General features: G+C 74.5%; 20 protein-coding genes. 15 read left to right on the top strand and 5 right to left on the bottom strand.

The window, feature by feature from the left end; translation table 11 throughout:
• Window positions 1-44: 44 nt before the first annotated feature.
• The 4 genes from IE172_RS02685 to IE172_RS02670 are packed head-to-tail and all read left to right on the top strand — an operon-like array spanning window position 45 to window position 4,368.
• Window positions 45-563 carry a toxin gene (locus IE172_RS02685; protein ID WP_229885755.1) on the top strand — a complete coding sequence of 173 codons (519 nt, stop codon included), beginning with the start codon at window positions 45-47 and terminating at the stop codon, window positions 561-563.
• Window positions 560-1,744, top strand: a complete 1,185-nt coding sequence (locus IE172_RS02680) for an MAB_1171c family putative transporter (protein WP_190095396.1) — start codon at window positions 560-562, stop codon at window positions 1,742-1,744. The genes IE172_RS02685 and IE172_RS02680 overlap by 4 nt, the downstream gene beginning before the upstream one ends.
• A 31-nt stretch (window positions 1,745-1,775) precedes the next feature.
• The gene (locus IE172_RS02675; protein WP_190095395.1) at window positions 1,776-2,975 is read left to right on the top strand and encodes an MAB_1171c family putative transporter; all 1,200 of its coding nucleotides are present in this window, start codon (window positions 1,776-1,778) and stop codon (window positions 2,973-2,975) included.
• A complete protein-coding gene (locus IE172_RS02670) occupies window positions 2,965-4,368 on the top strand; it encodes an NAD(P)/FAD-dependent oxidoreductase (RefSeq protein WP_190095394.1) in 1,404 nt (467 codons plus the stop codon). The genes IE172_RS02675 and IE172_RS02670 overlap by 11 nt, the downstream gene beginning before the upstream one ends.
• A 140-nt stretch (window positions 4,369-4,508) precedes the next feature.
• Here the strand turns inward: IE172_RS02670 and IE172_RS02665 are convergent, their stop codons facing one another.
• A complete protein-coding gene (locus IE172_RS02665) occupies window positions 4,509-5,363 on the bottom strand; it encodes an SMP-30/gluconolactonase/LRE family protein (protein ID WP_190095393.1) in 855 nt (284 codons plus the stop codon).
• A complete protein-coding gene (locus IE172_RS02660) occupies window positions 5,360-6,133 on the bottom strand; it encodes an IclR family transcriptional regulator (protein ID WP_190095392.1) in 774 nt (257 codons plus the stop codon). The genes IE172_RS02665 and IE172_RS02660 overlap by 4 nt, the downstream gene beginning before the upstream one ends.
• A gap of 227 nt (window positions 6,134-6,360) precedes the next feature.
• Between IE172_RS02660 and IE172_RS02655 the strand changes: the two genes are divergently transcribed.
• On the top strand, window positions 6,361-6,897 hold the full coding sequence (locus IE172_RS02655; RefSeq protein WP_190095391.1) for a hypothetical protein: 537 nt from the start codon (window positions 6,361-6,363) through the stop codon (window positions 6,895-6,897).
• Window positions 6,898-6,947: 50 nt separating this feature from the next.
• On the opposite strand, the gene IE172_RS02650 is transcribed toward IE172_RS02655, so the two are convergent.
• Together IE172_RS02650 and IE172_RS02645 are read right to left on the bottom strand one after the other, a co-directional pair.
• On the bottom strand, window positions 6,948-8,189 hold the full coding sequence (locus IE172_RS02650; protein WP_190095390.1) for a PucR family transcriptional regulator: 1,242 nt from the start codon (window positions 8,187-8,189) through the stop codon (window positions 6,948-6,950).
• A gap of 3 nt (window positions 8,190-8,192) precedes the next feature.
• Entirely contained in the window at window positions 8,193-8,345 is a 153-nt protein-coding gene (locus tag IE172_RS02645; RefSeq protein WP_190095389.1) for a hypothetical protein, read from the bottom strand.
• Between the two features lie 213 nt (window positions 8,346-8,558).
• On the opposite strand from IE172_RS02645, the gene pgfA reads away from it, so the two are divergent.
• The 10 genes from pgfA (at window position 8,559) to IE172_RS02595 (ending at window position 20,657) form a co-directional block, all read left to right on the top strand.
• Window positions 8,559-9,548: a cell envelope lipid trafficking protein PgfA gene (gene pgfA, locus IE172_RS02640; RefSeq protein WP_190095388.1), complete on the top strand. Its 990-nt coding sequence runs from the start codon at window positions 8,559-8,561 to the stop codon at window positions 9,546-9,548.
• Window positions 9,549-9,804: 256 nt separating this feature from the next.
• The gene (locus IE172_RS02635; RefSeq protein ID WP_190095387.1) at window positions 9,805-10,992 is read left to right on the top strand and encodes a glycosyltransferase family 4 protein; all 1,188 of its coding nucleotides are present in this window, start codon (window positions 9,805-9,807) and stop codon (window positions 10,990-10,992) included.
• Window positions 10,989-11,714, top strand: a complete 726-nt coding sequence (locus tag IE172_RS02630; RefSeq protein WP_190095386.1) for a class I SAM-dependent methyltransferase — start codon at window positions 10,989-10,991, stop codon at window positions 11,712-11,714. Before IE172_RS02635 ends, IE172_RS02630 begins: the two co-directional genes overlap by 4 nt.
• Window positions 11,711-16,054, top strand: a complete 4,344-nt coding sequence (locus tag IE172_RS02625; RefSeq protein ID WP_229885754.1) for an alpha-(1->3)-arabinofuranosyltransferase — start codon at window positions 11,711-11,713, stop codon at window positions 16,052-16,054. Before IE172_RS02630 ends, IE172_RS02625 begins: the two co-directional genes overlap by 4 nt.
• Window positions 16,051-17,334, top strand: a complete 1,284-nt coding sequence (locus IE172_RS02620; RefSeq protein ID WP_190095385.1) for a condensation protein — start codon at window positions 16,051-16,053, stop codon at window positions 17,332-17,334. Before IE172_RS02625 ends, IE172_RS02620 begins: the two co-directional genes overlap by 4 nt.
• On the top strand, window positions 17,331-18,065 hold the full coding sequence (locus IE172_RS02615; protein ID WP_190095384.1) for a class I SAM-dependent methyltransferase: 735 nt from the start codon (window positions 17,331-17,333) through the stop codon (window positions 18,063-18,065). Before IE172_RS02620 ends, IE172_RS02615 begins: the two co-directional genes overlap by 4 nt.
• A gap of 16 nt (window positions 18,066-18,081) precedes the next feature.
• Window positions 18,082-19,008 carry a hypothetical protein gene (locus tag IE172_RS02610; protein ID WP_190095383.1) on the top strand — a complete coding sequence of 309 codons (927 nt, stop codon included), beginning with the start codon at window positions 18,082-18,084 and terminating at the stop codon, window positions 19,006-19,008.
• Window positions 19,005-19,244 carry a Trm112 family protein gene (locus IE172_RS02605; protein ID WP_190095382.1) on the top strand — a complete coding sequence of 80 codons (240 nt, stop codon included), beginning with the start codon at window positions 19,005-19,007 and terminating at the stop codon, window positions 19,242-19,244. Before IE172_RS02610 ends, IE172_RS02605 begins: the two co-directional genes overlap by 4 nt.
• A complete protein-coding gene (locus IE172_RS02600; RefSeq protein WP_190095381.1) occupies window positions 19,241-20,080 on the top strand; it encodes an FkbM family methyltransferase in 840 nt (279 codons plus the stop codon). Before IE172_RS02605 ends, IE172_RS02600 begins: the two co-directional genes overlap by 4 nt.
• Window positions 20,046-20,657 carry a hypothetical protein gene (locus IE172_RS02595; RefSeq protein ID WP_190095380.1) on the top strand — a complete coding sequence of 204 codons (612 nt, stop codon included), beginning with the start codon at window positions 20,046-20,048 and terminating at the stop codon, window positions 20,655-20,657. The genes IE172_RS02600 and IE172_RS02595 overlap by 35 nt, the downstream gene beginning before the upstream one ends.
• Here IE172_RS02595 and IE172_RS02590 read toward each other — a convergent pair.
• The gene (locus tag IE172_RS02590) at window positions 20,638-21,510 is read right to left on the bottom strand and encodes an ATP-grasp domain-containing protein (protein WP_190095379.1); all 873 of its coding nucleotides are present in this window, start codon (window positions 21,508-21,510) and stop codon (window positions 20,638-20,640) included. The genes IE172_RS02595 and IE172_RS02590 overlap by 20 nt on opposite strands.
• Window positions 21,511-21,716 lie beyond the last annotated feature (206 nt).

Below are 21,716 nucleotides of genomic sequence, written 5' to 3'. Positions count from 1 at the left end.
TGCACAGGTGACCGAGCGACACCCGGCGGAACAGGGAGACAGCGGTGCGTACCAGGAAGGAGATGCGTCGTCTCGCTGACGCCCTCATCGACCCCATCGACGTGGCGGTGCCGGCCGACCCGGACGTGCTCTTCGACGCGCTCGTCGCCTCCGTCAGCGCCTGGCGGGGACGTGAAGTCGTCGTCCACCGGGCCGCGTTCCCGCCCCGTACCGCGAGCGGCCTGTGGCTGGAGCGGGACGGCCACGACGACGTGGTGGTGGACGAGCGGGCCGCCGTGTGGCACCAGATCGTGATCTTCTGCCACGAGGTGTGGCACATGAACCGCCGGGAGGCGGACCGGCAGACGGGCGCGCGTCCGGCGGCCGTCGCCGCGCGCACCGACTTCAGCCTGGCGGAGGAGCAGGAGGCCGACCGCTTCGGCATGCTCATGGGCCGCCGGCTGCGCACCTGGCTGGAGACCAGCACCGACTCGGGACACACCCCCCGGGCCGGCACCGGGGACCCGCAGGACCTCGCCGGACGCATCGGAGCCGCGCTCAACTACCGCGGGACCAAGAGATGAGCGGCCTGATCAACTACATCAGCTGCGGGGTGCTGTGGCTCGGGCTGCTGGTGAAGGCGCCCGATCTGCTGCGGCACCGGCGCGACCCGTACCTGCGGGCGATCTGCGCGGTGCTGGGCCTGGCCGGGCTGTGCTTCTTCCTCGGGGCGCCGCCGACGGTCGGCGCCGTCAACCGGCTCGGCGGCGTGCCCAACCTGGCCGCGCCCCTCACCTACGCGGCGATCACCGGGTACTGCGCCGCCTCCCAGGTCCTGATCGTGCACTGGCGCGGCGGACCCCGGGTCCGCCGCACCGCCCGCCGCTGGGTGCTCGCCTACGCCGTCGTCGTCCTCGGCATCGCGGTGACGTTCGCCCTCGGGGACGCGCCGGTGGAGCGGCGCACCGACCTGGACACCTACTACGCCACGACACCGTTCATCGCCCAGATGATCCTGCTGTACCTGCTGGCGCACCTCACCACCGTCACCGTCACCACGGTGTCCGCGCTGCGCTGGGCGCGCAGGGTGCGGGGCGGGCTGCGGGCGGGGCTGGTGCTGCTCGCCGCGGGCGCGCTGTGCGGGGCCGGTTACAGCGTGACCAAGCTGATCGCGGTGGGCGCCGACTGGTCCGGGCGGGACTGGTCGGCGCTCGGCACGACCGTCTCCCCGGCCGCCGCCGGACTCGGCGCCCTGCTCACCGTCGTCGGGGTGCTGGTGCCGCTGGCGGCGCCCCGGGCCGCCGAGTGGCGGCGGGCCCGGCGGACGTACGCGCGGCTCGCGCCGCTGGAGCGGACGCTGGACGATCTGCTCACCCGCCGGACGCTGCGGCTGCCCCGCCCCCGGTTCGCCTCCCCCACCACCCGCCTGATGTGGCGCAGGACCAGCATCCACAACGCCCTCGGCCACCTCGACTCCTGGTTCGACCCGGACCTCTACGACCGGACCCGCGCCGGTGTGCTGGCGGCGACGCGGGACCCCGAACGGGCGGAGGCCGCCGCCTGGGCCGCGGTGATCACCGCGGCCGTACGGCGGGAGGCGGACCCGCGCGAGCCGGTCCCCGCCCCCGACGGCGACGCCCGGCTCCCGGGCCGCGTGCCGGACCCGGCCGTGCTCACCCGGATCGCCGACGCACTCGCCGGAACCGCCCCGGCGCCGGCGGCCCCCGCCGTCGCGAGCGGCACCACCACGGCGGGGACGGCGTGAACCGGCGCCCGGCGGAAAGGAGCCGGCCGGCATGAGCCTCGTCGTCTACCTGGCGGCCTTCGTGTTCGGGATGACCCCCGTGCTGCTGTTCCGCCGCCCGCGCAGAGCGCTGCGCAACCCGCTGACCGTCTCCACCTGCGCGGCGATCGTCCTCGGCGCGCTGGTCTTCGTCTGTGCCGCCCCGGCCACCCTGGCCACCGTCAACGAACTCACCGGCGTCCCCAACTTCGGGGCACCGCTCACCTACAGCGTGCTCTGCGCGTACAGCTGCGCGGTGCTGGTGCTGCTGATCAACTGGCGGGGCGGTTCCCGCGCGCGGGTACGGCGCAGGGTGCTGCGCACCGTCACCGCCTACGCTCTGCTGCTGACCGCCATCGTGGTGCTGTTCCTGCTCGCCGAGGCGGACACCGAGCGGCTGAGGGACCTCGACACCTACTACGCCAACACGCCGTTCATGCGGGAGATGATCCTGCTGTACCTGCTCGGGCACAGCGCGGCAATGCTGGTGATGTGCGCGGTCTGCGTGAAGTGGGGGCGCGAGGTCGGCGGTCCGCTGCGCACCGGGCTGCGGCTGATCCTGGTGGGCGCGCTGCTGGACCTGGTGGGCTTCCAGGCAGCCAAGTACACCGCGATCGTGGCCCGTTGGAACGGGCACGACCTCGACTTCCTGTCCACCACGATCGCGCCGCCGATGGCCTCGCTGGCCGCGCTGCTGTGCTCGGCGGGGTACCTGCTGCCGTCGGTGGCCGCCCAGCGGCGGGCCTGGGCGGACCACCGGCGGCTGGCCCCGCTGTGGTCCCTGGTGCGGCCGGTGCCCACCGCGCCCAAACCCCCGACCGTGTGGTGGCAGTCGCCCCGGGCCCGGCTGCAGTGGCGCGAGGTGTCGATCCACGACGCGCTGCTCGTGCTGGCGCCGTACTTCGACCACACGCTCCGCGAGCGGGTGCGGGACTGTGCCCTGCACGCCGGCCGCTCCCCGCACGAGGCGCGGCTGGCCGCGGAAGCGGCCATGGTCGCCGACGCGGCGCGGCGGGCCGCCGCCGGCGAGGAACCACCCGAGAGCGCCGGCACCTACCGGCTGCACGCCACCGAGGTCCTGGGCACCGGCGGGCTGGTCGAACTGGCCCAGGCACTGCACCGCCCGTCCGCCCCCGTCTCCGCGCCCGACGGCGCGGCGCCGTCCTCCCTTCCCGCAACCCTGCCCGAACCCGAGGAGCCCCATGTCGCGTAGAGCTGTCGTCATCGGTGCCGGTCTGGCCGGCATGCTGGCCGCGGCCGTCCTGTCCGCCGCCGGGGCGGACGAGGTGGTCGTGCTGGACCGGGACGAGCTGCCCGAAGGGCCGGAACACCGCAAGGGGCTGCCGCAGGGGCGGCACGCGCACCTGCTGATGCCGGGCGGCATGGAGGCCATGGAGGAGCTGCTGCCGGGCGCGCAGCTGCGCAAGCGGCTGCTCGCCGCCGGGGCGCACGAGATATCGCTCAGCTCGGGCATGCTGGCGCTCACGTCCGAGGGCTGGCTGCGGCGGTGGCGGCGCGAGGGCCCCGTCATGCTGACGTGCAGCCGGGCACTGGTGGACTGGGTGCTGCGGGAGACCGTCCGGGAACGGACCCCGGTGGAGATCCGCCGGGGTGCCGTCGTGGGGCTGACCGGGTCCGCGGGCCGGGTGCGCGGGGTACGGATCGCGGAGCCCGGCGGGGACACGGACCTCGAAGCGGACCTGGTCGTGGACGCGAGCGGGCGCGGGACGCGGGTGGTCAGCTGGCTGGACCGGCTCGGGCTGGGCGGTGTGCGGGAGCGGGCCGTGGACTCGGGGCTGGTCAACGCCTCCCGCGTGTACCGGGTGCCGGACGGTGCGGGGCGGTTCCCGCTGACGATCGTGCAGCCCAATCCGTACGCGGCGGGGCCGGGCCGGAGCGCGATGGTCATGCCGATCGAGGGGGACCGCTGGCTGGTGAGCTGCGGCGGCTCCCGCGGGGGTGAGCCGCCGGCCGACCCGGAGGGGTTCCTGCGGTACGCGCTCTCGCTGCCCGACCCGATCGTGGGGCGGCTGATCTCCGGGGCGGAGCCGCTGACGGACGTCCACCTGAGCCGGTCGACCAGCAACGTGCGGCGCTACCTGGAGGAACTGCCGCACTGGCCGGAGGGGTTCGTGGTGCTGGGGGACGCGCTGGCCACGTTCAACCCGGCGTACGGGCACGGGATGTCGGTGGCGGCGTTCGGCGCGCGGGTGCTCGGCCGTGAACTGGCCCGCGGCGGTGACCTGCGCGCGCCCGGCCTGGCGCGGCGGGTGGTGCGGGGCGCGGCGCGCTCGGCGGACGCGGCGTGGTCGATGGCCGTCAGCCAGGACGTGCTGTACCCGGGGGTGCGGGGCGGGCGGCCGTCCGCCGCGGACCGGGTGCTCACGGGGTACACCCGCCGGATGATGCGGGCGGCCACGGGGTCGTATCCGGCGGCGTCGGCGATCTGGGACGTCACCAGTCTGCTGGCGCCGCCGACGCGGATGTTCCGGCCGGGCGCGGTGCTGGCCGCCGTGGCGGGGTCGCCGCTGCCGCCGTCCGTCTCACCGCCGCTGACGCCCGCGGAGCGGGAGGTACTGCGGTCGCTGGACCGCACGGGCAGGTGACCGCCGCGGGCCCGTCCCGAACCCGGGGCTCCGCCACAGGCTGCGTGAGTTCAGCCCCTCCGGCGTTTGAGGAGCGGGGGTCCGGGGGCAGCGCCCCCGGGGGACGGGACCGGGAAGGGGCGGCGGGGGCGATCCGCTCCTCAGCCGGCGAAGGGAGGCTGGGGGAAGCCCTGCCCCGCGCCCGGGACGACCAGGAGGGAGCCCGCCAGCGGGTGCGGGGCGGTCAGCCCCACCCGCGCCGTGGTGATGTAGAGGTCGGTCAGCGAGGGCCCGCCGAACGCACAGGCCGTCACCCGGGGAACGGGCAGCCGGATCTCCCGGTCCAGCTCCCCGCCGGGGGTGTAGCGGCGCACCGCCCCGCCGTCCCACAGCGCGACCCACACACAGCCGTCCGCGTCCACGCACAGCCCGTCGGGAAAGCCGGCCCCGTGCTCGATCGGGACGACCGAACGCCGGTTGCTGATGCGGCCGTCCGCCTCGCCCACGTCGAAGACGTCGAGACGGCGGGTCGGCGAGTCGATGTAGTACATCAGCCGCCCGTCGGGGCTCCAGCCGGTGCCGTTGCTCACCGCCACGTCGTCCAGGAGGACCTTGACCGTCCCGTCCCCCGAGACCCGGGAGAGGGTGCCGCCGCACGGGGCCTCGTCGTAGCGCATGGTGCCGGCGAAGAGACTGCCGTCGGGCGCGACGGCGGCGTCGTTGGCGCGGCGGCCGGGGACGGGCTCGCGGTGCAGCCAGCGGAAGGTGCCGTCGGGGTCGATCAGGCCGATGCCGTCCCGCAGGTTGAGGACGAGGCCGCCGCCCGCGCGGGGCTTGACCGCGCCCACGTGCTGGTCGGTGCGGCGCACCGTGCGCCGGCCGGTGACGGGGTCGTAGGTGTGCACGCGGGAGCCGAGGATGTCGATCCACAGCAGGCGTCCGGTGGCCGGGTCCCAGGTGGGGCCCTCACCGAGGGCGGCCTCCGCGCGGACCGCCACGTCGAAGGTGTTCGTCATGCCGCGCTCCTGTGGCCCAGCCGCTCGGACAGTTCGGCGGCGCCCTTGACGGCGAGCCCTTCCAGCTCGCCCAGCCGCTCGTCGCTCCAGCGGATCATCGGTACGGAGATGGACAGCGCGGCCACCACCGCTCCCGTGCGGTCGCGCACCGGCGCGGCCACGCAGGAGACGTCCGGGTTGGACTCGCGGCTCTCCACGGCGACGCCCCGGGCGCGGATCCCGGCGAGGGTCTCGCGCAGGGCGGCGGGGTCGGTGATGCTGTTGGGGGTCATCGCGGCCAGCTCGGCGTCGTCGGGGAGGCGCGCGGCGATCTCCTGTTCGGGAAGGGAGGCCAGCAGCATCTTGCCGACGGAGGTGCAGTGGGCGGGCAGTCGGCGGCCGGCCGCCGACACCATCCGTACCGCGTGGGTGGAGTCGACCTTGGCGATGTAGATGACGTCGGTGTCCTCCAGTATCGCCACGTGCACCGTCTCGTCGCAGGTCTCGGCGACGGAGCGGGCGACCTGCTGGCCCTCGGCGGCGAGGTCGAGGTGTTCGGCGTAGCGTGCGCCGAGCTGGTACGGGCGTACGCCGAGCCGGTAGCGTCCGGGCTGTCCCGCCACCGGGACGATGTACTTCCGGGCGGCGAGCGTGGTCACCAGCTCGTGGACGGTGGTGCGCGGCAGCTGGAGCCTGCGCACGATGTCGGGAGCGGAGAGCGTCCCGTCCCCGTCGAGGAAGAGCTCGAGAATGTCGAGAGCCCGGGTCACGGCTGGTACGAGGCGTCCCACGACCGGCCCCCTCCCTTTGTGTCTCAGGCGCCTGCCCTCGTTCGAGATTTCAACAGGCGATCGGCATGACGAACACAGGCTAGCCACAGGCCGCTCGGACGGGCAATGGGTGAACGGCGGATGGGCGCGCGGCGCGCAGATACTGTGAGCCGGTCTGATCATCATCGTGAGCTCCCTGGGGGGGAGCCGTACCGAGACAGCCGTTCGCCGAGCGGCTGCAGGTCCTGGTGACCGACGACGGCGAACCCGCCCCCGGTGCCCGGGTCGACTTCCTCGTCGAGGCGAGCCGCTTCGACGGCGGCCCCGTGTTCGAGGGCGGCGTCTCGGGTGTCCCGGCGACCGCCGACGCCGAGGGCCGGGCCACCGCCCCGCGGGACATCGTCGCCGGCGACGCCCCGGGCACGTACACCGTCACCGCGAAGGTGCCCGGCGGCGCCGGAACGACCTTCACCGTCGAGGTCGTGGAGAAGACGGACGGCCCGTCGCCCACCCCCTCCCCGGGCGCCTCCGGCGGCACGGGCGGCGACGACGGGGGCAAGGGCGACGACGGCGGCAAGGACGGGACCGACGGCAAGGGCGACGACGACGCCGCGGGCGGCACCAGGGACGGCGGCTCCCCGACCGGCCTGCTGGGCAGCCTGGCCGACACCGGCGCGGGCGGCATCGCCCTGCTGGTGACGGCGGCCCTCGGCCTGGCCGCCGTGGGCTTCGCGGCCGTCCGGTTCTCCCCGCGGCTGCGGACGCGCTCCCGGGGCCGCGGCTGATCCGTCGGCCGGGGTGCGGAACACGGACGCGGCTCCGCACCCCGGCCGGCTCACGGACTCGGGGTGCCGAGGGCGCCGCGCAGCCGTTGGGCGCGCAGCACCAGTTCCAGTTCGAAGCGGCGGTCCGGATCGTCGATCGCGGAGCCCCACAGTTCGCGGATCTGCCGCAGGCGGTAGCGGACGGTCTGCGGGTGGACACCCAGCCGGGCGGCGACCTCCGGCGCCCCGCCCCGGGTCTCCAGCCACGCCAGTAACGTTTCCGCGAGGCGCCGTCCGTGCGCGGCACCGCAGTGCGCCAGCGGGGCCAGGCACCGCGCCGCGAGGTCCTCGATCAGCTCCTCCGGCTGGAGCAGCACCAGCGCCTCGGTGTGCTCGGTGCAGTACAGCACCTCACCGGCGGGCAGCAGCCCGCGCCGCATCAGCCGTACGGCCGCCTCCGCCCAGCGCAGCGACTTCGCCGCGTCGGCGACCGGCACGGGCGGACCGATCGCCCCGGACCAGCCGGCGAGCGCGCGGTGCAGCAGTTCCGGCCGGCCGGCCGCGCCCGGTTCGGGCACCACCATGCGGGGCTGCTCGTACTCCATGTCCAGCAGCACCCCCTGTCCGACCGCGGGCGCCATCGCCTCCCGCGCCGGGCGCAGCAGCACGCCGACCGCGACCTTGCCGGGCAGCGGCCAGCCGATCCGGGCGGCCCGCTCGGCGAGCGCGTCGGCGGGGTCGCCCCGGTGGTGTTCGACGAGCAGCAGCTCCATCAGCCGGCGCTGCAGCCGCAGCCGTTCCCCGGCCTGGCGGGCGGCGGCCTCGGCGTATCCGCGCACCGACTGGTCGACCAGGCCGTCCAGGTACTCGTATCCCGCGTCGACCAGTTCGTACATGGCGGGCGGGGGGATGTCGATGCGCTGGCCGATCTCGGCGAAGCGGCGCCAGGCGAGGCGCACGCCCATGCGGTAGGTCGCCTGGAGTGCGTCCAGCGACCTGCCGTTGAGCCCCTCGCCCCGCCCGAAGTCCTGGAAGACGCCCGGCGGCACGGTGGGCCGGCCCACCGGGTAGTCGGCGTGCGCGACGTGCTGGACGAAGGCCTCGATGGCGCGGCGGATGCCGACGAGGGCCATGGGTTCGCCGGAGTCGTCGAGGACGACCGGCAGGTGCGGGTACTCGCGCTGGATCTCGCTCATGATCTCCTCGGCCAGCGCGGGCACGTCGGCCATGGCGATCTCGGCGAACCGGCGCACCTGGTGCCGCGGTACGTCGTTCCAGGCGGAGCGGGCCGTGAGGGTGCGGGACGCCGTCACCGGTCAACTCCCCTGGCCGGCCTGCTCGTAGGTGATCATTGGGGTGTTGGGCTGGTCGGGCGTGGCTTCGAGCAGTGCCACGACACCGACGGCGGCTCCCACGGCAAGGGCGGCGGCGAGCGCGACCGTCAGGGCGGCGGCGAGCAATCTGGACATCTCCGGGTCAGCCTCTCAGTCGGGAGGTTCCCCACCCCCACGGTGACCGGCCACCCCCGTGTGTCGCCCCACAGTGTCGACATGACATTGACACTCCGTCAAGGGGCGCATACGGTTCCCAGCCCGTAGGGGGTGGGGACTCCCGCACGCGCACCTTCCTGAACGGCTCCGGCCCGAACGCGCCGAGCCGTCCCGATCCTCTGGAGTACCCGGATGCGCCGTACAGCTTCCCCCTTCTCCCTCGTCCTGCTGGGTCTCGGCACGTTTCTGCTGGTCCTGGCCCCGCTGTTCGCCTGGTACGTGGAACCACGCGCGGCGGTGAACCCGGTGGACATCGACACCACCGCCGTCTACACCGGCCGGGGCAGCGTCTTCGACCTGGAGAAGGTCGAGACCGTTCCCGACCAGAAGATCACCATCACCCAGCGGGTGCGCGGCAACGTCGCGGAGAGCGAACGCAGCGGCAACGCGGTGTGGGACGTGACGACCTCCGTCGACACGGACAAGTCCCTGCCGGCCGCCGACCCGCACGACGCCCTGAGCTTCACCCCGCACCGCTGGGTGCTGGACCGCAAGACCACCGAGCCGGTGCGGTGCTGCGACGCGAAGCCGGACATCCAGGGCGAGGCGTACCTGAAGTTCCCCTTCGACGTGCAGAAGCGCTCCTACCAGTGGTGGGACAACACCCTCCGCGACACGGTCGTCCTGCGCTACCGGGGCACGGAGAAGGTCCAGGGCTACACCGGTTACCGGTTCACCGGCTCGGTGTCGCCGACCCGGTCCGGCACCCGGATGGTGCCGGGGAGCCTCGTGGGTCAGCCGGAGCGGCCGCAGGTGCCGGCCGAGGAGTGGTACTCCAACCACGGCGTGGAGCTGATCGTCGACCAGCGCACCGGACGGGTCATCTACGCGCGGACCAGCCCCCGGCAGACCCTGCGGGCGCCGGGCGGGGACAAGGACGCGGTGGTGCTGCTGGACGCCGAGAAGGGCGTCTCGTTCACGGACGAGACGCAGAAGGAGGCCGTGCGGCAGGCCAAGGACGACAGCGGCCGGCTCGAGCTGGTCGGGGAGACGCTGCCGGTCGGCGCCGCCGTGGCGGGATTCGTCCTGGCGGTGCTCGGTGGCGCTCTGGTGATACGCGGCCGGAAGGTCACCGAAGATCCGGATGTGTCCGGTACGCCCCGGCCGACCCTCACCCAATGAAGTGACTCACGAGTAAGAAAAGCCGGAAATTGTCACGTGCGTGAGTAGCCGTGCGGAACGGCGGGGCGAAAACTGTCCAATCCCCACCCAACCACGGTCCGTCCACACCCTTCACCCAGGAACCCCGACGAGCCCCACCGAAGGCTCATTCCCACCCCACCTCCTCACGACCTGACCTCCTCACGTCCTCACGTCCTCACATCCTCACGTCCTCGCGTTCCCCACGCCGAGTTCCCCGAGACGAGTTGGAGCACCGATGCCCCAGCACGTGCCGTCCCGTCCCCCGCTCGCGCCCCCGCCCGAGCAGGGGGACACCCACCCCACCGCGCGCCCCGGCGCGTCGCAGCACGCTCCGGCGCTCCCCCCGCATCCGCGCCGGATCGTCTTCCTCGCCCACCGCGACCTGGGCAATCCGTCCGCCGGCGGCTCCGAGCTGCTGGTCGACCGGCTTGCCGACGGGCTGACCCGACTGGGCCACCAGGTCACCCTGCTGTGCGGAGGGCCCGCGGCCTACCGTGACTACCGGGTGGTGTCGGCGGGCGGGGCGTACGGCCACTACCTGCGTGCCCGTTCCGCCTTCGCCCGTCAGGTCGGCGACTGCGACCTGCTGGTCGAGGTGTGCAACGGGATGCCGTACCTGACACCGCTGTGGCACCGCGGACCCACCCTGTGCCTGGTCAACCACGTGCACACCGATCTGTGGAAGATGCGGTTCGGCGGCCCGCTGGCCCCGGCCGCACGGATCGGCCGACGGCTCGAGCACTGGGCGCTCACCGGTTCCCGCCGGCACGGGCTGGTCGTCGCCGTCTCACCGTCCACGGCCCAGGCGCTGCGCGGCATCGGCGTACCGCGGGAGCGGATACGCGTCGTGCACAACGGTGTGGCCGAGCCGGGACCGCTCGCCGACCGTTCCCCGGAACCGCTGTTCGTGGCGGTGGGCCGGCTCGTCGAGTACAAGCGGATCGATCTGCTGCTGCGGCTCTGGGAGCGGGTGCGGCCCGTCACCGGCGGCCGGCTGGTGATCGTCGGCGACGGTCCGGAACGGGAACGGCTGGAGCGGATGGCCGGTCCCGGCGTCCGGTTCACCGGGCACGTCTCCGAAGCGGAGAAGCACCGGCTGCTGTGCGAGGCCTGGCTGTTGCTGCACCCCTCCGCCGTGGAGGGGTGGGGCCTCGTCGTCACCGAGGCGGCGGCGCGGGAGACCCCGGCGGTCGCCTTCGACGTCCCCGGGCTGCGGGATTCCGTACGGGACGGCGAGACGGGCGTGCTGGCAGGCGGCGAGTCCTCGTTCGCGGCCGCCTGGATGTCGCTGACGCTCGCCGGGGACCGGCGGGAGCTGATGGGCAAGACAGCCCGGGAGCACGCGGCGGCCTACCGCTGGGAGCACACGGTGCAGCGGTTCCGGGCGGTCGCCCGTGAGGCGGTTCGGGGCTGCGCGCCGTGAAGGATCCCTCGCTCCGGCGTTCCGTCGCCCTCTTCCGTGCCTTCCTGCGCGAGCAGAAGGAACCCGACGCCTGTTACTCGCTCCTCGCCCGTGACGCCGCCGACCAGGTCGAGGCGTACGGCGGGCCGGTGGCCGGGCGGGTGGTCGTGGACGTCGGCGGCGGGAGCGGGTACTTCACCGACGAGTTCCGCCGGCGCGGGGCGTACGCCTACCTCTTCGAACCCGATGTGGGCGAGCTGGGCGGGAAACCCCCCGAGGGCACCGTGGTGGCGGACGGATACCTGCTGCCGCTGGCCGACGGGTCGGCGGACGTCACCTTCACCTCCAACGTGCTGGAGCACGTGGCCGATCCCCAGACGTTCCTCAGCGAGCTGGCCCGGGTGACCCGGCCCGGCGGACTGATCTATGTGTCGTTCACCAACTGGCTGTCCCCGTGGGGCGGTCACGAGTGGGCGCCCTGGCACTACTTCGGCGCCGAGCGGGCCCGCGCCCGCTACCGGCGCCGTACCGGCAGACCCGCCAAGCACACGCTCGGCGAGAACCTCTTCCCGGTGCACATCGGCACCACCCTGCGGCAGGTGCGGTCCCGCGACGACGTGCGGATCGTGTCGGCGCGCTCCCGTTACTGGCCGTTCCTCACGCGGACCGTGGTCAAGGTGCCCGGTCTGCGCGAGTTCGCCACCTGGAACCTCCTCCTCATCCTCCGGCGGTGTCCCGAATGACGACCACGGTCCAGGCTCCCCCTCCGGCAGCCGTTCCTTCACGCAGAGCCACCGCGGGCCCTCCCGAGGGCCCGCGGTCGCGCCGCTGGCTGCTCGGCTTCTGGGCGGTGGTGTTCGTCCTGTTCGTGGCGGCCCAGCCGGGGCGCCAGACCTTCGACACCAAGCTCGGCGTCACCGTCGACCCGGGGCAGTTCCTGTCGGACCTGGGCCAGTTGTGGCACAACCGGGGCTCGTTCGGCGGGATCTCCGACCAGTACATCGGCTACGTGTGGCCGATGCTGCCGTTCTACTGGCTGGCCGACGCGGCGCAGCTGCCGGTGTGGCTGGCCGAGCGGCTGTGGATGTCGCTGATCGTGTCGGTGGCGTTCTGGGGCGCGCTGCGGCTGGCGGAGCGGCTGCGCGTGGGCAGCGGCGCGTCGCGGCTGCTCGCGGCGACCGCGTACGCGCTGTGGCCGGTGTTCACGACGGTCGTCGGCTCCACGTCGGCCGCCGCGCTGCCCGGCGCGCTGCTGCCGTGGGTGCTGCTGCCCTTGACGGACGAGCGGTACACGGCCAGGGTCGCCGCGCTGCGTTCGGCGCTCCTGGTGCCCTTCATGGGCGGGGTCAACGCCGCCTCGACGCTGGCGTCCCTGCTGCCCGTCGGGCTGTACCTGCTCTCCCGCCCGCCGGGGCCGCGGCAGCGCAAGCTGATCGCCTGGTGGACGCCGGCGATGATCGTGGCGACCGCCTGGTGGTGGATACCGCTGCTGCTGCTCGGGGCGCACGGCGAGAACTTCCTCCCGTACATCGAGACGTCGCGGACGACGACGGACACGATGGCGGCGACCGAGGCGCTGCGCGGCGCCGGCAACTGGGTCGCCTACCTGAACTTCGGTGAGGCGTGGCTGCCGGCCGGCTGGGCGGTCGCCTCGTCGGCGCTGGTGATCGTCTGCTCGGCGCTCGCGGCCGCGCTGGGGCTCGCCGGGCTGGCCCGGCGGGACATGCCCGAGCGGCGCTGGCTGGTGCTGACCGTGCTGGTCGCGGCGCTGGTGCTGCTGGCCGGTTACGGAGGCGCGTTCGGTGCGCCGTTCCACTCGGTGGCGCAGGGCTGGCTGGACGGCTGGCTGGCGCCGTTCCGCAACATCTACAAGTTCCAGACAGGGCTGGCGCTGGCGTTCTTCCTGGGGCTGGCGCACCTGGTGGGGGTGTCGGCGCAGGCACGCGGGACCCATCGGGTGCGCGTCCGGCGGTTCGCACCGCTGATCGCGGCGGTGCTCGTCCTGCCCGGGCTGCTGTGGCCGTACCTCAACGGGTCGATCCTCACCCCCGGTTCGTTCCAGGAGATCCCCAAGTACTGGCAGGCGACGGCCGACTGGCTGAAGAAGAACTCCCCCGACTCTCGTGCCCTGGTCGTCCCCGCGACCGCGCACGGCATCCACACCTGGGGGTCGACCATCGACCAGCCGCTGGACGTGGTCGCCGACTCCCGCTGGGCGCAGCGCGACTACGTGCCGTTCGGCACCCCCGGCAACCGGCGCGCCATGGACGCGGTGGAACGGGCACTGCTGACCGGCAGCGCGGTGCCGGGTCTGGCCGACTACCTGAGCCGGGCGGGCATCCACTACGTCGTCGTCCGCAACGACCTCGACCCCGACCAGATCGGCCAGGTGCCGACGGCGACGGTCAAGCGCACCCTGGAGCAGTCCGGGTACCAGCGGGCCAAGGGACTCGGTCCGGTGATGACCGGCGGGGTGATCGCGCCCGGCACCCCGCTGCAGGTCGAGGGCCTGTATCCGCGGCAGCGGGCGGTGGAGATCTACCGCCCGGCCGGTACGAACGTCCAGCGGCCCGGCCAGGCCCGGCTGCTGCCGGTCGCCGACACCGCCGTGGTGTCCGGCGGTCCCGAGGCGCTGCTGCCGCTCGCGGACCGGCTGCGGGGCCGGCCCGCCGTACTGACCGGGGACGCGCACCCGGGGCTCGGCACGCCGCCGGTGCAGGTGATCGGCGACGGGCTGCGGCGGGCGGACACCCGGTTCGGGCTGGTCAACGCCAACACCTCGTACACGTACACGGCGGACGAGCGCAACGCACCGGACGCCGCCCAGGACGCGGGGGAACGCCCGCGCCAGATCCTGCCGAACGAGGGCCTGGACCACCAGACGGTGGCCGAACTGCGCGGCGCGGACTCGGTGACGGCGTCCTCCTACGGCAACTGGCTGTTCCACCTGCCGCAGTACGACCCGGTGAACGCCTTCGACGGCAACCCGGACACCGCGTGGGCCGAGGGCGCGCACGGCTCCCCGGACGGGCAGTGGCTGCGGATCGCCTTCGACGGCGCCTACGACATGCCGGACTCCATCGGCCTCACCCCGCTGCCGCAGGACGGCGTGCGGGCGGCGGCGACCCGCGTGCGGGTGGAGACGGAGAACGGCTCCGCGACCTCCTTCCTGCGGGCCAACGGCACCGAGCAGCAGGTCAAGGCGCCCGCCGGGCCGACGGACTGGATGAAGCTGACGATCGTCGACTCGACGGCCGAGCGTCCCGGACTCACCGGTGCGGGCTTCTCCGAGGTCGGCCTGCCCGACGTCCGGGTGACCCGGCTGCTGCGGCTGCCGACCGACGCGGAGCGGTCCACCGCCACGGCGCAGATCGTCTCCCTGCACCGTGCCGCCGACCCCACCGGGATGTCCCTCACGGGCAGCGAGGCGGGGCTGCACCGGCAGTTCGACACGGGCACGCCGGGCGCCTACGAGGTGACGGCGAGCGCGGTGGCGGTGCCCGGCGAGGCACTGGACCGGCTGCTGTACGAGGTGGCGCCCGAGCAGCGCGACCGGATCACCGCCACCGCCGACTCCACGGCCCGGCTCGGCGCGGGACTGTCCGCGCGCAACCTCACCGACGGGGACCTGACCACCGCGTGGATCGCGGGCGGGAAGCCCACCGTCCACCTGAGCTGGACGGGCAAGCAGGCGGTCGGCGAACTGGTGCTGGCCCCGGCCGGCGGGCTGTCCGCCCGGGCCTCCGAGGTGCAGATCAGCTCCCCGGACGGCGCGGCGACCGCCGCCGTCGACGACAACGGCTGGGTCCGCTTCCCCGCGATCACCACCGACCGTCTCGACATCACGGTCACCCGGACCGCGCCGCTCACCGTGCACAACCCGGCGGTCGACGCGGACATGCAACTGCCGGTGGGCCTGACGGAGGCGTACGTCCCCGCCCTCGACGGCTACCGCACGAAGCAGCCGGACGGCAGCAGGGAGTTCGCCCTGGAGTGCGGCAAGGGCCCCGCGCTGACGGTGGACGGCACGCCGTACGAGACGAGCGTGCGGGGCACCGTGCGCGACCTGGTGGAGCGGCGTCCGGTCCGGGTGACGCCGTGCCGGGACGGGTCCGACGGCCCCGCGCTGGAGCTGGCGGCCGGAACGCACCGGGTGGAGGGCGGCGACGCGGGCCCGCTGGCGCTCACCGAGGTGACCCTGACCCGCGGGACCGTGCCGGATGCCTCGGCCGCCGAGCGTGAGCTGAGGATCCAGGACTGGCTCGGCGACCGGCGCGAGGTGGGCGTCGGCGCGGGAGCGGCCTCCTACCTCACGATGTACGAGAACCACAACGACGGCTGGAAGGCCACGCTGAACGGCGAGGAACTCACCCCGCTGCGGCTGGACGGCTGGCAGCAGGGCTGGCGCATCCCGGCGGGCGAGGGCGGCACGGTCAAGCTGTCCTACGAGCCGGCGACCACGTACGACGCCGGGCTGATCGGGAGCGGGGCCGGGATCGCGGTGCTGATCGGTCTGGCCCTGTGGCGCCGCAACGCCGGCAACCCCGACGCGCCGCAGCCGGTGCCTCCGGCGCCCGGGCTGTGGCTCGGCGCGGTGGCGCTGACCCTGGTGGGCGTGGTGATCGCGGGCTGGTGGGCGCTGCTGGTGCCGGCCCTGGCGGTCCTCGCGTCACGCCGGCCCGCGCTGCTGGTGCCGATCGCCTTCGCCGGGCTCGCGGGAGCGGGTGTCACGGCGGCGCTCGGCGCGGGCGAGCCGGTGGGCGCGGGCGAGGGAGCCTACGGCCATGTCGCCCAGCTGCTGGCGCTGACCGGCTTGTTCGCCGCCCTGGTGAGCCTGGGCGGGTCGCGCGAGCGGAACCCGGACGGCGCACACCCGGACGACGGGCGTCCGTACGACGGACACCCTGACGGCGGACGTCCCGACGGCGGACCGGCCGCCACGGCGGTCCTGCCGCCGGTCGCCGGGCCGGCGCCCGCCGCCGGACCGCATCCGGCGCCACCGCCGCCCTCCGCCCCGCGGGCGCGTCCGTTCGTGCCGCCGCCCGCGCCGGGGAGCGGCCCGGGAGGGGGCGGGACCGTATGACCACGCGGGACCGTACGACCACGCCCCTCCGCGTCCCCTTCCCCGTCGTCGACGAGGTGTCACGGCACTGCGACCGGGAGGCGGAGCCGAACACGGTGCTCATCGAGGTGCGCCTCCCGGGGGACCTCGACCCCGGGCGCATCCGCAAGGCGTTCACCGAGGCGCTGCGGCGCCACCCGCGCGCTCTCGCGCGGGAGGCGCCGGGGCCCTGGTACCGGCGCCGCTACGAGTGGGAGCTGACCGACGAACCGGACGTGGAGGTGGTGAGTTTCCCGCCGCCGGGGAAGGACGCGCTACGGGACGCCCGGAGCCGGGCGCTCACCCAGGCGCCCCCGCTCACCCAGTCCCCGCCGGTCCGGCTGGAGGTGGTGGCCGGGCAGGACGGCACCGGCACCGCGCTCGTCCTCACCGTCAACCACACCGCCCTGGACGGTCCCGCCTGCCTGCGCGTGCTGGCCACGGCCGCGGAGCTCTACGGCGGCCGGGACAACGCCCCGGCCGCCCCGCCGGTGCGTCCCCCCGACGCGCCGCAGGGCCCGCCGGACACGCCCTCGAACTGGGCCCCGCCGGCCCGGGTGGCGCGGGGCACGCCGGAGGCGACGCCGGGCAACGGCCTGCTCCTCACCGAGCTGGCACTGCCGCACCGGCCGAAGGGCTCCCCGTACACCGTCAACGACCAGCTCATGGTCGCCACCGCCCTGACCATCGCCCACTGGAACCGGGAGCACGGGGCGGCGCGCCGCCCCCTGCGCATCACCATGCCGGTCGACGACCGTCCCCGGGACGCCGCGATGCCCATCGGCAACGGCACCCGGCTGGTGGAGGTGCCGTTCGCGCCCGGGGAACTGGACGGGGGCGACCTGCGGGGGCTGCTGCGCCGCACCGCCCTGCGCACCCGCGCGCTCAAGGCGCAGCCGCGCCCGCAGCTCGGCCACGGCGCCCGGCTGCTCACCTCCCCCTGGGCGCCGGTCGCCTGCCGGGCGGCGTTCACCAGGGGCCTGCGCAGGGTGGCGGCGCCCTGGACGTCGACGACGCTGCTGAGCAACATCGGCCGCATCCCGTACGCGCTGGACTTCGGGGACGGGGCGGGCCGGGCGAGTGCCGTGTGGTTCTCGGCGCCGGCCCAGATGCCCCGCGGCCTCACCTTCACCACCGCGTCCACCGCGGGGCGGCTCCACCTGGCGCTGCGCTGGTCGCGGACGCTGCTCGGCCACGGCGACGGCGACCGGCTGCTCGACCTGTTCTCGCACCATCTGCACACCACGGAGGCGACCGAGTGACCACCACCGCTCCCCCGCCCCGCGACCTGCGTGACTTCTACGAGAACCCGTCCGTACCGGTCGCCTCGGGCCCGTCCCGCAGCCGCCGCCAGGCCCGCATGCTGGCCCGCGCGCTCGGCCCGGCCTCGGCCGGCCCGCGCACGGTCCTCGACATCGGCTGCGGCGACGGGACGGCGGCCGCGACCGCCGCCCCGTACCTGCGCGGTCACCGGCTGGTCGGCGTCGACTGGTCGCAGGACGCCCTGACCCGCGCCCGCACCCGGCTGCCCTACGCGGTGCGCGGTGAACTCACCGACGGCGGGCTGCCGTTCGCCTCGGAGTCGGCGGACGCAGTGCTGTTCAGCGAGGTGATCGAGCACCTCGTCGACCCGGACGCGGCGCTCGACGAGCTCCGGCGGGTGCTGCGCCCCGGGGGCCACCTCATGCTGTCCACGCCCAATCTGGCCGCCTGGTACAACCGCCTGCTCCTGCTGGCCGGGGTGCAGCCGGTGTTCTCCGAGGTCAGCCTGCGCGGCATCCACGGACGGCCGGGCTCGGAGGTGGTGGGCCACCTCCGGCTGTACACGGCGCGTGCCCTGCGGGAGTTCGTCGCCGCGTCCGGCTTCACCGTGGTACGGCTGGAGGGCGCTCCCTTCCACGGCGTACCGCGCCCGCTGCGTCCGCTGGACCGGCTGGCGTGTGCGAGACCGCCGCTCTCCTCGATCCTGCTGCTGCACGCGCGGCGCACCTGAGGGGGGCCGGGGGGACATGTGGTGGGGAGTGGCCGCGGCCCTGTTGGCGAACGTCCTGTACAGCGGCGGGTTCGTCCTGGAGAAGCGGGCGCTGGCGAACCTGCCCGAAGTGTCGGTCCGCCGACCGGTGCGGCTGCTCGGCCTGGTGGTGAGCAGCCCGCTGTGGATCGCCGGCTCGCTGGCCCTCGCCTCCGGCTTCGCCGCCCAGCTGGCGGTGTACCGCACGCTGCCCATCGCCGCCGCGCAGGGCATCTTCGTCTCCGGACTCGTCCTGCTGGTGCTGCTGTCGTCGCGGCTGCTGGGCGAGGAGACCAGCGGCCGGGAGCGGTACGCGCTCGGCGCCATCCTGCTGGCCCTGCTGATGGTGGTGCTGTCGCTGCGGGACAGCGGCGCCGGTGCCGACACCGTGGGACAGGACGCGCCCGCCTCGCTGATCCTGCTGGTGTGCGTGCCGGCGCTGGCGTCCGGGGTGTGGCTGTACGTCTCCGCCGAGCGCAACGCCCGCCGACGGCACCGGCGGCCCACCACGGGCATCGAGTACGGCGTGGCCGTCGGCCTGCTCTACGGGGTCAGCTCACTCGCCGTCAAGGGCGTGTCGAGCCGGCTGGCGTCGGACGGCCTCGGCGGTGCCGTCGTCGGCCTGCTGGGCTCCCCGTACCCGTATCTGCTGCTGTTCACCGGCGTGTTCGGCCTGGTGATGTCCCAGGCCGCGCTCCAGCGCTGCCGGGCCTCGCTGATCGTGCCGGTGTGCACGACCGTGAGCTGCGTGTTCACGGCGGTGCTCGGCACGCTCGCCTTCGGTGAGCAACTGCCGGACGATCCCCTGCGACTGGCCCTGCGCGTCACCGGCACCGTGCTCGCGGTGGCCGTGCTGCTGGCCATGCCCAAGCACGACACCGCACCACAACCCGCTGCCCCCGCGAAGGAGTTGACCCGATCGTGAAACCGGACGATCCCCTGCTGAGAATCCTGGCCTGCCCGCTCGACAAGGGGCCGTTGCACCTGCTCGCGCCGGACGACGGGGGCGAGGAGGCGCTCTACAACCCGCGTCTGCGCCGCCGTTACCCCATCGTGGACGGCATCCCCCAGCTCCTGCCGTCGTCCGGGGAGCAGGTGCCGGAGAACGAGCACGAGACACTGCTGACCCTGGTGGCCGAAGCACCGGAGACGAGACCATGACGACGACACAGCGCACGCTCGCCGCCCGGGTGGCGTCCTTCCTGCCCACGCGCGTGGTGGCCGCCACGGCCAGAGCGGTCTACCCCCGCTACGAACCCGAACTGGCCCGCCTCGCCGACCTGTGCCCGCCGGACTGCGGCACGGCGGTGGACGTCGGCGGCTGGTACGGCCCGTGGACCCACCGGCTGGCGCGGCGCGCCCGCCGGGTGGTCACCCTGGAACCGGTCCCCCACCTGGCCCGGCTGCTCACCGCGACCGCCCCGCCGAACGTACGGGTGATCCGCGCGGCGGCCTCGGACGCGCCCGGCACCGCCCGCCTGTGGCTGCCCCCGGGCGACGGCGGCGACCAAGGCGTGTCGTCCCTGATCCGCCGGGACATCCACGGCCACGGCGTCGACGTCACCTGCCTGGCGCTGGACGACCTCGACCTGACGGACGTCGGCTTCATGAAGATCGACGTGGACGGCAACGAGTCGGCGGTGCTGCGCGGGGCCGCCGGGATACTGACCCGCGACCGCCCCGCCCTGTTCGTGGAGCTGGAGTCCCGCATCCAGCCGGTCGAACCCGTGGTGACCCAGCTGGCGGAACTGGGGTACGAGGGCTGGGTGCTGCCCGCCGGCACCTGGGTCCCGCTGGCCGACTTCCCCCTGGAGGCCCACCAGGCGCGCACCTCCTACGTCGTCCATCACGGTCTGCTGCGCCGGGTGCTGCCCCACGACGCGCTCCGTGGCCCGCGCTACGTCAACTCCGTGCTGTTCCTCCCGGACGGCCGCCGCCCCGGAGCGCCCCCGGTGAGCGACGATGGTTCCCGTGCCGACCGGACGACGCCCCAGTAGACCGTTCACCCCGTGCGACTTCCAGCTCGTGCTGCTGCGCCGCATGGCCGACCACAATCCCGGCCCGGTGGAGGACGCCCGGCGCACCCTGGGCGCCTCCCTCGGGGACATGCGCGAGGCCAACCGGCGCTGGCAGGCGATGGTCCGCTCGCCGCGCTCCCGCCCGGCCCTGTCCCGGTACCGGTCGGTGCTCGGCGAGCCGGAGTCCCGGACCGCCCGCAGGGTCGGCGACCTGGACTGCGAGGCGTTGCGGTGGCGGCTGCCGCTCTGGCCGGACCTGCGCTTCGAGGTGCTGGCCCCGGCGGCCGGCGGCGCGGTGTGGAACGAGTGGCTGGTCCGCGCCACGGGGGCCCCGGCGCCCGTCCTGCGCACGGTGGAGGACCTCACGCCCTGGTCCTGCACGGTGGACGAGGCCGCCCGCGCCTTCGCCCCCGCCCGCCCCCTGGAGGGCTCGGCCCCCACCCGCTGGGGCCTCCTCTTCACGGCCCCCGACGGGAGCGGCGTACCGCGGGAGGTGGCCGCCGAGTTCACCTGGGGCCTGCTGCAGCGGACGTCGGTCAGCGGGCCGCGGCCCTGAGCATCTCCTCCACGACCCGCGGCACCGACTCCGGGTGCAGCCACAGGAACAGGTTCGGCTCGACGAGTTCCAGCTCCATCACGCGGGGCAGGCCGTCCTCCCCGTCGACGAGGTCGACGCGCGCGTACAGCGGCTCGGCGCCGCCCGGTACACAGGCCAGCGCCCGCCGGGCGACGTCGGCCTCGACGGCGCTCGGGGTCCAGCCGGTCAGCCCGGGGTGGGCCACCTTCCGCCGGTCGTAGGGGGTGCCGGGGGCGAGGACCGGCCCCTTGCGGCTCGCGTGCAGCAGGGACCCGCCGACGTACTGCAGCGCCCGCTCGCCGGTGGTGTCGATGCCGCGCACGTAGGGCTGCACCATCGCGGTGAACCCCTCGGCGTGCAGCCGCCTCAGGTGCGTCACGGCGGTGGCGCGCTCGTCGGGTGTGTAGCGGGCCGCGAACCGGGCGCCGGCGCCGGACGTCGGCTTGACCACGTACTCGTGGCCGTCGGGGAGGTCGAGGGCGTCCCCGGGAGCCAGGTACCGGGTCTCCACCACCGGCACCCCGGCGGCGGCGAGATCCCCCAGGTAGCGCTTGTCGGTGTTCCACCGCACCACGTCCGCCGGGTTGGCCAGCCGGGTCACCGCGCCGCACCGCTCGGCCCACGCGGTGAACTCCGCGGCGCGCCAGCTGTAGTCCCAGGTCGAGCGGATCACGACGAGGTCGAAGCCCGCCCAGTCCACACCGTCGTCGTCCCACACCTCGGCGGACGCCTCGGCGCCGGCCTCCGCCAGCGCCCGTACCAGCACCGGCAGATCCCGGTCCTCGGATATCCCGGGGCCGGGGGCGCAGGTCACCAGCGCGATACGGGGCACGACGGCTCACTCCTCATGCGAACGGCGCGGCCGGCACCACCGGCCGACCGGCGAGCAGGCTAACAACCGCCCCCGGGAACCACGGGAGGCGACCTGACCTTCACCTTCGGGGAAGCCCCGGCATCGGTGGCGGAACGCGGGACGGCGAGGGAGCGACGGACATGCTGACGATCGGCGCTTTCGCGAGCTGCGTGGTGAGCGCACCG

Source organism: Streptomyces griseoflavus (assembly GCF_014649995.1).
Taxonomy (GTDB): Bacteria; Actinomycetota; Actinomycetes; order Streptomycetales; family Streptomycetaceae; genus Streptomyces; species Streptomyces griseoflavus.
The sequence above is the reverse complement of the archived record's forward strand: the minus strand, read 5'-3'. Positions and strand labels throughout refer to the sequence as shown.

Bases quoted from the DNA above. Each gene is read 5' to 3' on its own strand.
- IE172_RS02665 (WP_190095393.1), bottom strand. From the start codon at position 5,363: ATGACGAACACCTTCGACGTGGCGGTCCGCGCGGAGGCCGCCCTCGGT.
- IE172_RS02620 (WP_190095385.1), top strand. From the start codon at position 16,051: ATGACCACGCGGGACCGTACGACCACGCCCCTCCGCGTCCCCTTCCCC.
- IE172_RS02670 (WP_190095394.1), top strand. From the start codon at position 2,965: ATGTCGCGTAGAGCTGTCGTCATCGGTGCCGGTCTGGCCGGCATGCTG.
- IE172_RS02600 (WP_190095381.1), top strand. From the start codon at position 19,241: ATGACGACGACACAGCGCACGCTCGCCGCCCGGGTGGCGTCCTTCCTG.
- pgfA (WP_190095388.1), top strand. From the start codon at position 8,559: ATGCGCCGTACAGCTTCCCCCTTCTCCCTCGTCCTGCTGGGTCTCGGC.
- IE172_RS02645 (WP_190095389.1), bottom strand. From the start codon at position 8,345: ATGTCCAGATTGCTCGCCGCCGCCCTGACGGTCGCGCTCGCCGCCGCC.
- IE172_RS02680 (WP_190095396.1), top strand. From the start codon at position 560: ATGAGCGGCCTGATCAACTACATCAGCTGCGGGGTGCTGTGGCTCGGG.
- IE172_RS02635 (WP_190095387.1), top strand. From the start codon at position 9,805: ATGCCCCAGCACGTGCCGTCCCGTCCCCCGCTCGCGCCCCCGCCCGAG.
- IE172_RS02625 (WP_229885754.1), top strand. From the start codon at position 11,711: ATGACGACCACGGTCCAGGCTCCCCCTCCGGCAGCCGTTCCTTCACGC.
- IE172_RS02675 (WP_190095395.1), top strand. From the start codon at position 1,776: ATGAGCCTCGTCGTCTACCTGGCGGCCTTCGTGTTCGGGATGACCCCC.
- IE172_RS02610 (WP_190095383.1), top strand. From the start codon at position 18,082: ATGTGGTGGGGAGTGGCCGCGGCCCTGTTGGCGAACGTCCTGTACAGC.
- IE172_RS02595 (WP_190095380.1), top strand. From the start codon at position 20,046: ATGGTTCCCGTGCCGACCGGACGACGCCCCAGTAGACCGTTCACCCCG.